The sequence below is a fragment of the Paraherbaspirillum soli genome, assembly GCF_042654985.1.
Lineage (GTDB): Bacteria > Pseudomonadota > Gammaproteobacteria > Burkholderiales > Burkholderiaceae_D > Paraherbaspirillum > Paraherbaspirillum soli.
Genome location: NZ_JBHSMT010000008.1, coordinates 525827 through 539794, shown reverse-complemented (window position 1 = coordinate 539794; position 13968 = coordinate 525827). Strand labels below are relative to the sequence as shown.

General features: G+C 57.5%; 17 protein-coding genes. 6 read left to right on the top strand and 11 right to left on the bottom strand.

The genetic code is table 11. The features are described 5' to 3' along the window. Window positions 1-56: 56 nt before the first annotated feature. The 3 genes from mreD to ACFPM8_RS05200 all read right to left on the bottom strand — a co-directional run bounded on the left by mreD (window position 57) and on the right by ACFPM8_RS05200 (window position 2790). A complete protein-coding gene (gene mreD / locus ACFPM8_RS05210; RefSeq protein WP_378995657.1) occupies window positions 57-569 on the bottom strand; it encodes a rod shape-determining protein MreD in 513 nt (170 codons plus the stop codon). Further along, window positions 566-1561 (bottom strand): rod shape-determining protein MreC, encoded by a 996-nt coding sequence (mreC, locus tag ACFPM8_RS05205; RefSeq protein ID WP_378995654.1) that lies wholly within the window; start codon window positions 1559-1561, stop codon window positions 566-568. The genes mreD and mreC overlap by 4 nt, the downstream gene beginning before the upstream one ends. Before the next feature lie 185 nt (window positions 1562-1746). Continuing rightward, entirely contained in the window at window positions 1747-2790 is a 1044-nt protein-coding gene (locus ACFPM8_RS05200) for a rod shape-determining protein (protein ID WP_378995652.1), read from the bottom strand. A 368-nt stretch (window positions 2791-3158) separates the two neighbouring features. Here ACFPM8_RS05200 and gatC point away from each other — a divergent pair, with 368 nt between their 5' ends. The 3 genes from gatC (at window position 3159) to gatB (ending at window position 6638) form a co-directional block, all read left to right on the top strand. Further along, on the top strand, window positions 3159-3461 hold the full coding sequence (gatC, locus tag ACFPM8_RS05195; protein WP_378995650.1) for an Asp-tRNA(Asn)/Glu-tRNA(Gln) amidotransferase subunit GatC: 303 nt from the start codon (window positions 3159-3161) through the stop codon (window positions 3459-3461). 193 nt (window positions 3462-3654) lie between these two features. Further along, the gene (gene gatA / locus ACFPM8_RS05190) at window positions 3655-5121 is read left to right on the top strand and encodes an Asp-tRNA(Asn)/Glu-tRNA(Gln) amidotransferase subunit GatA (protein ID WP_378995648.1); all 1467 of its coding nucleotides are present in this window, start codon (window positions 3655-3657) and stop codon (window positions 5119-5121) included. Between the two features lie 20 nt (window positions 5122-5141). Then, window positions 5142-6638 carry an Asp-tRNA(Asn)/Glu-tRNA(Gln) amidotransferase subunit GatB gene (gatB, locus tag ACFPM8_RS05185; protein ID WP_378995749.1) on the top strand — a complete coding sequence of 499 codons (1497 nt, stop codon included), beginning with the start codon at window positions 5142-5144 and terminating at the stop codon, window positions 6636-6638. 83 nt (window positions 6639-6721) lie between these two features. Here the strand turns inward: gatB and ACFPM8_RS05180 are convergent, their stop codons facing one another. Both ACFPM8_RS05180 and pyrE read right to left on the bottom strand, forming a co-directional pair. Next, the gene (locus tag ACFPM8_RS05180; RefSeq protein ID WP_378995647.1) at window positions 6722-7369 is read right to left on the bottom strand and encodes a DUF4124 domain-containing protein; all 648 of its coding nucleotides are present in this window, start codon (window positions 7367-7369) and stop codon (window positions 6722-6724) included. 74 nt (window positions 7370-7443) lie between these two features. After that, entirely contained in the window at window positions 7444-8109 is a 666-nt protein-coding gene (gene pyrE / locus ACFPM8_RS05175; RefSeq protein WP_378995645.1) for an orotate phosphoribosyltransferase, read from the bottom strand. A 265-nt stretch (window positions 8110-8374) separates the two neighbouring features. On the opposite strand from pyrE, the gene ACFPM8_RS05170 reads away from it, so the two are divergent. Beyond that, entirely contained in the window at window positions 8375-9142 is a 768-nt protein-coding gene (locus tag ACFPM8_RS05170) for an exodeoxyribonuclease III (protein ID WP_378995643.1), read from the top strand. Window positions 9143-9181: 39 nt separating this feature from the next. Here the strand turns inward: ACFPM8_RS05170 and ACFPM8_RS05165 are convergent, their stop codons facing one another. Then, complete coding sequence (locus ACFPM8_RS05165; protein ID WP_378995641.1) at window positions 9182-9946, bottom strand: class II glutamine amidotransferase; 765 nt, start codon at window positions 9944-9946, stop codon at window positions 9182-9184. A gap of 48 nt (window positions 9947-9994) precedes the next feature. Further along, entirely contained in the window at window positions 9995-10468 is a 474-nt protein-coding gene (locus tag ACFPM8_RS05160; RefSeq protein ID WP_378995639.1) for an RDD family protein, read from the bottom strand. A gap of 219 nt (window positions 10469-10687) precedes the next feature. Here ACFPM8_RS05160 and ACFPM8_RS05155 point away from each other — a divergent pair, with 219 nt between their 5' ends. Further along, complete coding sequence (locus ACFPM8_RS05155; protein WP_378995637.1) at window positions 10688-11590, top strand: LysR family transcriptional regulator; 903 nt, start codon at window positions 10688-10690, stop codon at window positions 11588-11590. 6 nt (window positions 11591-11596) lie between these two features. Here the strand turns inward: ACFPM8_RS05155 and ACFPM8_RS05150 are convergent, their stop codons facing one another. Together ACFPM8_RS05150 and ACFPM8_RS05145 are read right to left on the bottom strand one after the other, a co-directional pair. Then, a complete protein-coding gene (locus ACFPM8_RS05150; RefSeq protein WP_378995635.1) occupies window positions 11597-11752 on the bottom strand; it encodes a DUF3096 domain-containing protein in 156 nt (51 codons plus the stop codon). Window positions 11753-11798: 46 nt separating this feature from the next. Beyond that, window positions 11799-12173, bottom strand: coding sequence for a hypothetical protein (locus ACFPM8_RS05145; RefSeq protein WP_378995634.1), 375 nt, complete (start codon window positions 12171-12173; stop codon window positions 11799-11801). A 262-nt stretch (window positions 12174-12435) separates the two neighbouring features. Here ACFPM8_RS05145 and ACFPM8_RS05140 point away from each other — a divergent pair, with 262 nt between their 5' ends. After that, window positions 12436-12762: a 2Fe-2S iron-sulfur cluster-binding protein gene (locus ACFPM8_RS05140; RefSeq protein WP_378995632.1), complete on the top strand. Its 327-nt coding sequence runs from the start codon at window positions 12436-12438 to the stop codon at window positions 12760-12762. A 51-nt stretch (window positions 12763-12813) separates the two neighbouring features. On the opposite strand, the gene ACFPM8_RS05135 is transcribed toward ACFPM8_RS05140, so the two are convergent. Then, window positions 12814-13230 (bottom strand): tautomerase family protein, encoded by a 417-nt coding sequence (locus ACFPM8_RS05135; protein WP_378995630.1) that lies wholly within the window; start codon window positions 13228-13230, stop codon window positions 12814-12816. A gap of 2 nt (window positions 13231-13232) precedes the next feature. After that, a complete protein-coding gene (locus ACFPM8_RS05130) occupies window positions 13233-13871 on the bottom strand; it encodes a cysteine hydrolase family protein (protein WP_378995627.1) in 639 nt (212 codons plus the stop codon). Between the last annotated feature and the right edge of the window lie 97 nt (window positions 13872-13968).

Sequence of the window (13968 nt, the reverse complement as noted above, 5' to 3'; positions counted from 1 at the left end):
TCGGCCAGCGTCGCGCAGCTGCGACCGGTTTTTTAGAAGAGCATCAGGAATGCTCATTAAATCGGGCGATTGTCATCGCGATTGATGGCTCGCCGCTGCGGCGCCAACAACAGCCAGGCAACGACCGGCCATAGCGCGGCGCAGATAAAACTCTCGCTGAAATACAGCCAGCCGGGAAATTTTCCGCTGATCACCATCCGGATCAGCAACTGTATCAACTGCGCCAGCAGCATCAACGGCAGGATGTACAAAGCCTGCACGCCGACCGGGAACCACAGCACCCGGCGATGGATCATGATCGCAAAATACGACAGCAGGGTATACGCCAGCGCGTTCTGCCCGAGCAGCGTGGCCTCATGCACGTCCATCAGCAAACCCATGCAGAAAGCAATCCCGATGCCGATCTTGCGCGGCTGATGGATGCTCCAGAACACCAGCACCAAGGCCACGAAATCCGGCACGCCGGGCAATTGTCCCCACGGCAGCAGGTTCAGCAAAAAAGCCAGCGCCAAGGTCATGGCGATGAACAACGGGTTGGCCGGCAGCAGAATGTAATGAGGCCGAATCATCGAACACTCCCTTTAGGATCTCTGCGCGCAGATTCGGGGTTGGCATCTTTCACGATTTCTTTCGGTTTGTCGCGGCTGCTGTCGGTCAGGCGGCGCTTGCTCAATGCATCGGCTTTGCTGTTGGCGGTAACCGGCTCGGCATCCGGCCTTGGAGTCGGATTCGGGTTGACCAGCAGGATCAGCAATTGGGTGTGACGGTCGATGCCGGCAATCGGTTCGCATACGATGTGGGCAAACGCATCGGCCGACTTGGTTTCAACCTGCACCACCTTGGCCACCGACAAACCGGCCGGATAGACGCCGTCGATGCCCGAGGTCACCAGCTGGTCGCCTTTCTGAATATCGGCATTGGACGACATGAAACGCAAATCCAGGAACCCGGATTGGCCGCGCCCGTAAGCGACGCTGCGCAAGCCGTTGCGCAACACCTGCACCGGGATCGCCTGATCCTTGTCGGTCAGCAAAGTCACTTCAGAAGTAAATGGGAAAACGCGCGTGACCTGGCCCACGATGCCGGCATCGTCGATCACCGGTTGGCCGGTCGCGACGCCTTGCTGCGAGCCGCGATCCATGATCACTTTGCGGGCGAACTGATCGCGCGCGTCGTACAGGATTTCGCTCATCACCGACGGCACCGGAACCCGTTGTTGGGCGCCCAGCAATTTGCGCAATTGGGCGTTTTCGGCCGCCAGCTGCTGCGCTTGCTGCAATTGCTGCGCGCGCGCGCCTTGCTGGCTGCGCAAGGTTTGCATTTCTTTTTCCACGGCCGACAACGAAGAAAAATAATCCAGCAGTTTGAAAGCCGCATCGCGCGGCGCCAGGGCCACGACCTGCAACGGGTAAAGCACGGTGCCTACCGCCTGGCGCAACAAGGCCAGAGCATGCAAGCGCGAGTCGGCCATCAACAACGTCAGTGCCAGCAGCGTGCATATCACCGCCTTGGCGCGCGCCGAGGCGCCTTGCTTGAAGAGAGGAGGTGGACTGTATTCCATCAGTAGCGGACAGATTGCGATTAATCAGTGACGGACAGCGCTAACAAGCATGGCGCGGTCCGGCAGTCAGCTGGCGGGGATGTCTTGCGCGCACACGGCAACGGACCGCAAGCCGCCTCGCCCCGAACCGGCATCCAACCTCAAAGCCGGAACGAAGAGGTGGACCGCGCATGACATCAACGATTTTATTCGTAGGAAAAAATCGAACCCAGCTTGTCCATCCGCTCCAGCGCCATGCCGGAACCGCGCACCACGCAGGTCAATGGATCTTCGGCAACGATCACCGGCAATCCGGTTTCTTCCATCAGCAGGCGATCCAGATCGCGCAGCAACGCGCCGCCGCCGGTCAGCATCATGCCTTTTTCGGCGATGTCGGCGCCCAGCTCGGGCGGCGTTTGTTCCAGCGCGTTCTTGACGGCGGAAACGATATTGTTGAGCGGATCGGTCAGCGCTTCCAGGATTTCATTGCTGGAGATGGTGAACGAGCGCGGAATCCCTTCCGACAGGTTGCGTCCCTTGACTTCCATTTCGCGCACTTCCGAACCTGGGAAAGCGGAGCCGATGGCTTTCTTGATCGCTTCCGCGGTTTGTTCGCCGATCAGCATGCCGTAGTTGCGGCGAATGTAGTTGACGATCGCTTCGTCGAATTTGTCGCCGCCGACCCGGACCGAGCCTTTGTACACCATGCCGCCCAGCGAGATGATGCCGACTTCAGTCGTGCCGCCGCCGATATCGACCACCATCGAACCGGTCGCATCGGACACCGGCAAGCCGGCGCCGATCGCGGCGGCCATCGGTTCTTCGATCAGGAACACCTGGGAAGCGCCGGCGCCCAGTGCCGATTCGCGAATCGCGCGGCGCTCGACCTGGGTCGAACCGCAGGGAACGCAGATGATGATGCGCGGGGAAGGTTTGAACAGCTTGGTGTCGTGCACCATGCGGATGAACTGCTTGAGCATTTGCTCGGTGACGGTGAAGTCGGCAATCACGCCGTCCTTCATCGGCCGAATCGCTTCGATGTTGCCGGGCACCTTGCCCAGCATCTGCTTGGCTTCCTTGCCGACTGCCTGAATTGTCTTCTTGCCGTTAGGACCGCCTTGTTGGCGGATGGCGACGACCGATGGCTCATCCAGGACAATACCTTGATCGCGCACATAAATCAGCGTATTCGCGGTACCCAGGTCGATCGCCAGGTCATTCGAAAAATAACTGCGTAAAAATCCAAACATGAATTGTTCCAATGCGCAACAATGGTGCGCTTAAACGTTTTTTAGGGGGTGTCTTGTGTCTGCGCGCGGCGACCACCGGGCGACCACTAACGACCTACTACGCGACTCAATCTCGGGGCTGTGATGCTCGCCGTACCTCCGTACGGCTGTGCTTCTCGCCCCGACCTTGGGCCGCTCGCTACGGTTTTAGTGGTGCCCTTCTGTAACCTGCCGCATGGACGCAACATTCTACCTTATAATTTGCCTCGAACTAGCGCGTAAAGCGCTCAAAATGCTTGCTTTTTACAAAGTTTTCAGACATTTTCTTTCGCCTCAAACACACTTTTTAACAACACTTGCAGCCGCGCATCATCGCGCGATCCAAAATCATGTCACTAGTCCTTTCCGACGTTAAGCGTATTGCCAATCTGGCACAACTTGAGCTCACCGAAGACCAGGCCGCGTCCACCCTGGAAAAACTGAACGGAATTTTTTCCCTGGTTGAACAGATGCGCGCGGTCGACACCACCGGCATCGAGCCGCTCAGCCACCCGATTGCCGCACTTCAGCATGACCTGTCGCTGCGCCTGCGCGACGACCTCGTGACCGAACCGAACCGCCGCGACGACTATCAGCAAGTGGCGCCGGCGACTGCGGATGGCTTGTATCTGGTGCCGAAAGTAATCGAATAATTGCGAATCTTAATAATTGCGGGACAGAGTTTAAGAGCCACCGTAGCGTGGCGAATTACTCTGTCCCCAACTGATCAGATCAAACGTTTAAATTGCAATGAAAAGCATTAGTGGGAAAGAGCGCAAGAGCAGCCGAAGCGCAGCGAATTACTTGCCCCCATCAAATAAAATCAGCAAATCCTAAAACAACCCCATGCACACCAAAACCCTCAAGCAGCTATCGACGCTGCTACACGAAAAAAAGATCTCCGCAGTAGAACTAGCGACCCTGTACCTCGCCCGCATCCAGCAAAGCGACCTGAACGCATTCCTGCATGTCGATCCGGCGCTAACGCTGCAACAAGCGCAGGCAGCCGATCAGCGCCTGGCGCAAAACGACAGCACGCCGTTAACCGGGATCCCGATCGCGCATAAGGACATTTTCGTCACGCGCGACTGGCGTTCGACAGCGGGTTCCAGGATGCTGGAAAATTACGTCAGCCCGTTCGATGCCAGCGTGGTGGAGCACTTCAATGCGGCCGGTACGGTGACCTTAGGCAAATTGAATTGCGATGAGTTCGCAATGGGATCTTCCAACGAAAACTCCTACTTCGGCGCCGTCAAAAATCCATGGGACAAGAGCGCGATTCCAGGCGGCTCGTCCGGCGGTTCGGCCGCTGCGGTCGCCGCCCGCCTGACGCCGGCAGCCACCGCCACCGACACCGGCGGCTCGATCCGTCAACCGGCCTCGCTGTGCGGCGTGACCGGCATCAAGCCGACCTACGGCAGTGTTTCGCGCTTCGGCATGATCGCGTTTGCGTCCTCGCTGGATCAGGCCGGACCGATTGCGCAAACAGCGGAAGATTGCGCGTTGTTATTGAATGCGATGACCGGTTTCGACCCGCGCGATTCGACCAGCCTGGAGCGCAACAAGGAAGATTTCGCGCGCGACCTGAACAATGATCTGAAAGGCTTGCGGATCGGCATTCCACGCGAATATTTCAGCGACGGTTTGGCTCCGGACGTAGAGCAGGCAGTGCGCGCAGCATTGCGCGAATACGAAAAACTGGGCGCCACGCTGGTCGATATCTCGCTGCCGAAAACCGAATTGTCGATCCCTGTTTATTACGTGATCGCACCGGCCGAAGCCTCGTCCAACCTGAGCCGTTTCGACGGCGTCCGCTACGGCCATCGCGCCGCCGATTACAAAGATCTGTCGGACATGTACAAGAAGTCGCGGGCGGAAGGATTCGGCGAGGAAGTCAAGCGCCGCATTCTGGTCGGAGCCTATGTGCTGTCGCACGGCTATTACGACGCCTACTATCTGCAAGCGCAAAAAATCCGCCGCCTGATCGCGCAGGATTTCCAGAATGCGCTGACCGGTCCGAACCGCCAATGCGACGTCATCATGGGACCGGTATCGCCGACCGTGGCGTGGGATCTGGGCGCCAAGGCGGACGATCCGGTAGCCAACTACCTGGCCGACATTTACACGCTGTCGACCAGTTTGGCCGGCCTGCCCGGCATGTCGATTCCATGCGGCTTCGGACAGGGCGAAAAGAACGCCCGGCGTCCGGTCGGCCTGCAAATCATCGGCAATTATTTTGAAGAAGCCAAACTGTTGAACGTTGCGCACCAGTACCAGCGCGTCACCGACTGGCATCTGCGCACGCCCGATTAAAAACATACGACCCGCAAGATATTAAAAACGGTACGAATAAAGTAAGTGAGGAAACTATGCAATGGGAAGTCGTGATCGGTCTGGAAACGCATACGCAGCTTTCGACCCAGTCAAAAATTTTTAGCGGCGCGTCGACGCAATTCGGCGCCGCCCCCAACACCCAGGCCAGCCCGGTCGACCTGGCCTTGCCTGGCGTGCTGCCGGTGCTTAATCGCGCCGCGGTCGAACGCGCCATCCAGTTTGGCCTGGCGGTCAATGCGACGATTGCGCCGCGCTCGGTGTTTGCGCGCAAAAATTATTTCTATCCGGACCTTCCGAAGGGCTATCAGATCAGCCAGTTTGAAATCCCGGTAGTGCAGGGCGGCAAGGTCGCCTTCATGCTGGAAAAAAATGGCGAGAGCGAACTCAAGACGGTGCAGCTGACGCGTGCCCACCTGGAAGAAGACGCCGGCAAATCGCTGCATGAAGACTATCAGGGCATGAGCGGGATCGACCTCAACCGGGCCGGTACGCCGCTGCTGGAAATCGTCACCGAACCCGACATGCGCAGCGCGGCCGAAGCGGTCGCCTACGCCAAATCGCTGCACTCGCTGGTGACGTGGCTCGGCATTTGCGACGGCAACATGCAAGAAGGATCGTTCCGTTGCGACGCCAACGTCTCGGTGCGTCCGGTCGGGCAAAAGGAATACGGCACCCGCTGCGAGATCAAGAATCTGAACTCGTTCCGCTTCCTGGAAGAAGCCATCAACTACGAAGTCCGGCGCCAGATCGAATTGATCGAAGACGGCGGCACGGTGCGCCAGGAAACACGCTTGTACGACCCCGATAAAAAAGAAACCCGTTCGATGCGGAGCAAGGAAGATTCGCAGGATTATCGCTACTTCCCGGACCCGGATCTGCCGCCGCTGGTGATCGCGCAGGAATGGATTGAACGAGTCAGGGCCGCGATGCCGGAACTGCCGGGCGCGATGCGCGAACGTTTCATCCGCGATTTTGCGCTGTCGGAATACGACGCCGCGGTGCTGACGCAATCGAAAGCGATGGCCAATTATTTTGAAGCGGTGGTCGCCAAGGCCGGCAAGGAACAAGCCAAACCCGCAGCAAACTGGCTGATGGGCGATCTGTCGTCGGCACTCAATCGCGAAAACGTGGATGTTGCCGCAGCGCCAGTCAGCGCTGCCCAATTGGCATTGCTGCTGCAACGGATTGCCGACGGCACGGTGTCCAACAAGATCGCCAAGGAAGTATTCGGCGCGATGTGGGAAGCCAAGTCGCAGCAAGAAAATCTGGCCGACGAGATCATCGAGAGCAAAGGCTTGAAGCAGATTTCCGACAGCGGCGCGCTGGAAAAAATCATCGACGAAGTATTGGCCGCCAACGCCAAATCAGTCGAGGAATTCCGCGCCGGCAAGGAAAAAGCCTTCAACTCCCTGATCGGCCAAGCGATGAAGGCCACCAAGGGCAAAGCCAATCCGGCACAACTGACCGAACTGCTGAAGCAAAAATTGACTGCTTGAGGATGTAAAAAAGCGGCGGCTGGCGAAAGTGCCGGCCACCGCTTCAGGCAAGAATCCGATGTAATTACCTGCCTATTTCCCGCCTACTGAGCGGCTGACGCAGAAACCGTCAACTCCCTAAAGCGCTTTAAGGTCTCGTCAAATCTGGCATTGATGCGGCCCAGTTCGGCCTGATGATCGACCATGTTCTTCCTGGAACGCTCGATGGTGCGGTTGGCATCATCCATCTTGCTGCGCAATTCGAACGGCAAGGTTTTTCTGTGCTTGTAAAACTCCGCCTCGGTATTGGCCGCCGCTAACTGACTCTGCGCATCTTCGATAGAGACCTGATCCTGTTTGATCAGATCCTGTGACAACTGCAGGTAGTAGTGGCGTGATGCCGCAATATCGCTCTCGCTGCGATAGCGTGCCAACAAAGCACGATCCTGCTGCCGCTTCTGTTCTTCCGCTGCCGCTTCGATCCGGCGCTGTTCGTCCACTATCAGCTGCTGACGTTTTTGCTCGGGGGTCAGCGGCGCCGGGATTTCACGCTTCAGCACGCCGGCTTTGCTTAATTCGACAACCTTGCGATCGGCGCATTCCGGCATCGCATGATCGGCAGTAATTGTGCGGCCCGCGGCATCTTTGCAGGTAAAAATCTGGGCGTCGGCAAGCAATGGCAGCAAGCCCGCGGAACAGAAGAACAGGCAGCGCAAAAGCGTTGCAGAAAAAGTTGTTGTCTTGCGATTCATTCCAGTCATCCACGACATAAGTCAACACACGTGCGCGAATGCGGCCGGCCCGTGTGTTGCATCAAGCGGAAAAATTATGCGACGCCGTAGCGTTCGCGGTAGGCCGCGACGGCCGCTGTGTATTGCGCCAGTTCAGGATTGGCGCCGGCGCCGGAAATGTACTCCAGCAAGTCGCTCAGGTTGCCGATCGAAATCACCGGCATGCCGTACGCTTGCGTCACTTCCTGCACCGCCGAATTGGCCGACAACGCGCCATCCTTGCCGGATCTCTCCATCCGATCGAGCGCGATCAGGACGCCGCAAGGCGTAGCGCCCGCAGCGCGAATCATCTCGACCGATTCCCGCACCGAAGTACCGGCTGAAATCACGTCGTCGATGATCAGCACCCGTCCCTGCAATGCGGCGCCGACTATCGTGCCGCCCTCGCCATGGTCCTTGGCTTCCTTGCGGTTGTAGGCGAACGGCACATTGCGTCCTTGGGCCGCCAGCGCCACCGCGGTCGCGGAGGCCAGCGTGATGCCCTTGTAGGCAGGGCCGAACAGCATGTCAAATTGCAAACCCGAGTCGATCAAGGTGCGCGCGTAGAATTGCGCCAACTGCCCCAACGCCGCACCCTCGTTAAACAGGCCGGCATTGAAGAAATAAGGCGAGGTGCGCCCGGCCTTGGTCACGAATTCGCCAAATCGCAGCACGCCGGCCTTGACCGCAAATTCAATAAATTCTTGACGTAAATTGTTCAAAATACATTCCAGATGGTTGAGGTTGACAAATTTTGTCGCTACTTGAATCATAAAAGCGACGCCAAACCGCCATTTTAAATGGAGTTCATCTGATCCTGATCGATAGCAGCAAACATCGTGCCCACGGATGGTAGCACTTGGCTAATATTGGATGCAATTGGCGACCAGCCGAACCGCAACCGGCGCTGCCGAATCGGTTATCCTAGCGCCCTTGAATTACAAGCACGCGCCTCATCCTTCAACGCTTTTTTCATACTGACCAACCATGCCAAGAATCATTTCCGCCAATCTCAACGGTATCCGCTCCGCGGCAAAAAAAGGCTTTTTCGAATGGCTCGCCAAGCAGTCCGCCGACTTCGTCTGCGTCCAGGAGCTGAAGGCGCAAGCGGAAGACATGACGCCGCAAATGCTGGCGCCGGACGGTTATGTCGGGCATTTCCACTATGCCGAGAAAAAGGGTTATTCCGGCGTCGGCCTGTACAGCAAACGCTCCCCGAATGCGGTCCGGATCGGTTTCGGCAATCCGGAATTCGATGCGGAAGGACGCTATGTCGAATGCGATTTCGGCGATCTGACGGTGATCTCGCTGTACTGCCCGTCCGGCTCGTCGAGCGAAGAACGGCAACTGGCCAAGTTCCGCTTCATGGAAGCCTTCCTGCCGCACTTACAGGAACTCAAGGCGAGCGGCCGTGAAGTCGTGATTTGCGGCGACTGGAATATCGCGCACCAGGAAATCGACCTGAAAAACTGGAAGGGCAACAAGAAGAATTCCGGCTTCCTGCCGGAAGAGCGCGCCTGGCTGACGCAACTGTTTGATGAAGTCGGCCTGGTCGACGTCTTCCGCAAAATCGACCAGCGCGATGAGCAATACACCTGGTGGAGCAATCGCGGTCAAGCCTGGGCCAAGAACGTCGGGTGGCGCATCGACTACCACATCACCACCCCCGGCATCGCCGCCAGCGCGCATGCGGTCGGGATTTACAAGGATGAGCGGTTCTCGGACCACGCGCCGCTGACCATCGACTACGCGTAGGGCGGAGCGCTGCGTCGGAAGACGCTGCGCTTTTCCGACCTACATCGGCGCCCCTTCCACAAACACCTTCAGCTCCCCTTCGCCAAACTTGGTCCACACCTCGTTGGTCGTCAATGGCTCGGTCACGATCACCGCAACCCGGTCCTGCGGGGTCGTGACCTGCGAAAAATCGACGCTGAGATCCTCGTCCGACAGCCGCGCTTCGGCGAACGGGAACTGGCGCACGATGTAATACAGATTGGTCGAGCAATGCGCGAACAGCGCCGAGCCGTCCGACAGCATCATATTGAAGGTCCCGAAGGACGCAATCTCGGAGGTCAGCTCTTGCAGCGCGGCGGTCAGCTCGGCGCTGTCCGGCCGCGTATCGCCGAAGCGATGCCGCAGCTGCTGCAACAAATAGCAGAACGCCAATTCGCTATCGGTATTGCCGACCGGCCTGAACGGCCCGTTCAGGCGCGGCGCAAATTCCTTCAGGTCGCCGTTATGCGCGAACACCCAATAGCGGCCCCACAACTCGCGCACGAACGGATGGCAATTTTGCAGCGCCACCTGCCCTTGGGTGGCCTTGCGGATATGCGCGATGACGTTTTTCGATTTGATCGGACAGCGCCGGATCAGCTCCGCTACCGGCGATGCGACCGCGGCCTGGTAATCGACGAAATGACGCACCCCGGCGCCTTCAAAGAAAGCAATCCCCCAGCCGTCGCTGTGATGATCGGTCTGGCCGCCGCGGGTGGCAAAGCCGGTAAAGCTGAACACAATGTCGGTCGGCACATTGCAATTCATTCCAAGTAGCTGACACATAATCCTGAGCCAAAAATTAGAAAAGGGAGATACGGAAACTAGTATCGGCTATGGCCCGAATCGGACCGCTTCCGTACCGCTATTCCTGGGACGAACCACCACCGTGCCCGCCATCTTGTCGTGCCAGCCCTGCTTTTTCTTGTCGAACCCAACCCAGACAAGGCCGAGACCGAAAGGAATCGTCGCCACGATGTAGCCCAGATACCTGACGATGTACTGCGTCAACGTTGGCGGCCCACCGGTTTTGTCATCGACAATCGTGGCTGAAATGGCCATCTTCCCTGGCGTTGCCTGTTTTTTACTCCAGAACGCAATGTAAAACAGTGCCGGCAACGCATAGGCAAGAAAATAATCGGATGACCAGGCAGCAAGAAAGTCGAATTCCGGATTTGCCCTGCCATAAATTGCAAACGTCAGCGGAAACAGCACCACCATCAACACTATCGTGTCGATCAGCGACGCCCCCACCCTTAGCCAGAATCCCACGTATTCAAGTTCTGCAGATTGATCGCTGTTCATCATTTACCGGTCCTGGTTACTAGATCATTAAAAGCGTTCACATCCAATCCGTAAGCGCGGCTTGTGTACTTGGCAGGGTACTCAATTTCGTACTCAGTTGCGTACTTTACCAGCCGCCAAAAAGATCCGACGGAAGAATTTGAATAGGGCCAGCTTCGACATTCGCCAGCCGCGGCCGATTCTGATAGCGTTGCGCTTTTATTCGTTGCGGAGCTTCGCATCATGGATCAACTGGCAACGATGCGCGCGTTCCGGCGCGTGGTGGAAACCGGCAGTTTCACCGCTGCCGCGGCCGAACTCAACCAATCGCACACCATCGTCTCGCGCCAGGTGCGGCAACTGGAGTTGCAACTCGGCGCGCAACTGCTCAATCGCACCACGCGCCGTTTTGCGCTGACGGAAGCGGGGCAGGAGTATTACGAACGCTGCCGGCACATCATCGATCAGGTGGACGATGCGGCACACGCAGTCTCGGCGCATCAGGCGCGTCCGTCCGGGCAGCTACGGATCAATGCGCCGATGGCGTTCGGCACGCTGGAGCTGGCGCAATGGCTGCCGTCATTCATCATCGCCAATCCGCAACTCAAGGTGGATCTGGTCTGCGACGACCGGCTGGTTGATTTGATTGAAGAAGGTTTCGACGTCGCGCTGCGGCTAACGCATGCGCTGCCCGATTCGACCCTGGTGGCGAAGCGGCTGGCGGCAAGCGACATGCTGCTGGTGGCCTCGCCGGACTATCTGCAACGGCACGGCATCCCGCAAACGCCCGCCGATCTGGCGCAGCACAACTGCCTAACTTATACGCTGGCGCAAAAGCCCGGCGAATTCCACTTCCGCGCCGCCGACGGCACTGTGCACAGCGCCACCGTGCGCGGCAATCTGCAAGCCAATACCGGGATTGCGCTGCGCTCGGCGGCGCTGGCCGGGCTGGGCATCGCCGCCTCCGGGTCATTCATCGTGCATGAAGATTTGCGGCGCGGCGACCTGGTTCAGGTACTGCCGGATTTCACGCTGAGGCCGCGCGAACTGTATGTGCTGTATCCGCAAAACCGGCATTTATCGCCGAAGGTGAGGGCGTTTGTCGATTTTGCGGTGGAGTGGTACAGCACGCCGAGATGGGCGTGACTGGATTTAATGCAAACGGAAGTGGCCCAAGCCGAATATGCCGATAACGCCGATGGCGATCAAATAGAACGCAACAATATAGTTCAAGAGCTTCGGCATGACCAGGATCAGGACGCCGGCGATCAGCGAGACAAGCGGTACGACGGAGAGGTGAATATTCATGAGTGCTTTTTTAATAGTTGATGACAGATATCGAACATGTACGTATTTACTCTTGCTTTCCAGTGACAAGATTGTAAGTAATGTTTGGATTTAAGCCGGTTGGAACGGTAAGGATGCCGAAAATTGGTGGAAGGAAAAGTGCTTTTGCACGCAAGACAGGTCGCAGCTTTCCTTCCTGCAAAGTTTTGCCATCTTTCTCAACACGATATTGAATGCCTTTCTCCGGCGGCACACCCATTGAGTCCCAGCCGAATGCTGGAGTATCGACCATTCCGGTACTTGTCACTTGAACGGGTTCAGGCCGACCTCCGAGATAGAGCGTGCTTCCTTCCGGTATAACGAAATGCCCTTGCGTTGAGCAGGCAGTTAGCATGACTACCATGCTGCCGACCAAAAACGTTTGGACGAGTTTTTTGTTCATGATGAGGTACGACCCATTAAATTTTGACGGTGAATGAAGCAGCGACAGAACGACGAAAAAAAGCAGAAAATTCTGCCCGACTAAGGACGTTCTGTACAGCTTTCTGACGACTGACCATTAAAATTGCAGGTGTAACCTTTGTTCACCCAGATCCACCCTTCCCCAAACAGCATATTGCAGGGCGATTCCACAAGATCGCTGCCAAGCCTATCAAAGGCTAAGGCGGAAAAGATTTCACCGAGTTTTTTCAAAGGATTGAATTATGTTCGTCACCAACGGCCGGTTCTCCGTGCTGATTGAACCGAAAGGATGGGAGTTTGAGGCAGCTGACGCCGTCTCGTTGCTGGGGGCGGCGCAACTTGCCGACATCAGTTTGCCGAGTTCTTGCAGAAATGGCACCTGCCGAACCTGTATGTGCCGCCTGATCAGCGGCCGAATCCGGCACAACATCGAGTGGCCCGGGCTCAGTGCGGAAGAAAAGAAAGAAGGATTTATTCTGCCCTGCGTCGCCTATCCGGAATCGGACCTGATTATTGATGAGCCCAGAGCCGCTCGTCGCGTGCCATCGAATATTCCCGGCAAACCTTAGACCTGCTTGAGATCAGTCGCGAACGACCTCAAGCAGGTTTCAGCATCGCCATCAGACCAGCGGCGGATTTTGCAGACGCGCCACCACCGCCCGCTGTTGCTGCGTCAGCCCGCCATAACCATAAGCTGCGGCCCGCACATCGTGCACGTGGACGTAACTTTCATGATGCAGCTGGCCCAGCAAGTCGCCCATTGCCTGGAATACCGCCTCGATATAGCGCGCCTTTTCTTCGGCGGTATTGGTTTCATCGGTAATGCGGATATCGAGGAAGAAACTGGTCTTGTTTTGCGCCGCCAGCGACGGCCCGCCGACAAACCAGTGTTCGGCATCGACATGCGAAATCGCGATCGATGTCACTTCCGGCTTCTTGTGCAAAATCTCCGCAGTCAGGCGCGACAGGGTGGCGGCGACCTTGGCCGAAACGGCGCGGTCCGGTGCGGTGGATAACAGTACGGTCAGGATAGGCATGATCAGCTTTCGATAGTCAGTTCAAGAATGGCGTCGGTAGTGCGGATTTCTGCAACCACGTCCGACAGCCCGGTCAGCACCGCCCGATGCAAATCCTTGTGATTGATCACGCTGCCGTCCCATACGTCGAGATCGCGGGCGGCGGCGGCATCGCTGGCGATGATGTTTTGGTACCCGTGCACCACGCCATCGAAGGCGGTCGCGGCAACGCAATTGTTGGTCATCAGGCCGCTGATGATCAGCTTCTTGATCCCGCGTGCCTGCAGTTGCTGGTGCAGATCGGTGCTGGCGAACGAGCTTGCGTACAGTTTGCGTACCACCGTGTGATGCGGCGCTTGATGCAGGTCCGCATGAATTTCGGCCATCACGCTGTCTTGCGTAAACAGCATCCTGGTCAGCGGGCTCCACTGCTGGATATGGAATACCGGCATGCCGTGACGGTCGGCCAGCGCAATCAGGCGATTGGCATTGCGCACCACAGCCAGACCGTCCGGAATCGGCAACTTGCCGCTGAAATATTCGTTCTGGACATCAATCACCACCACCGCAGTCGTCTTCGGATCCAGATGCGTGCTGGCGGCAATGCCGACGATGGTGCGGATGGTTGGGTTGTTGGGCAGGCTGGCGGTCGCGGTATTCATATGGGCTCCTGTGGTGATTGGTGAGTTGGAGACCGCAGTTTAGGCGGAGCGGCAACGCATTGACAGCCGCCCGGCGACACATGATTTGTGCTGGGAT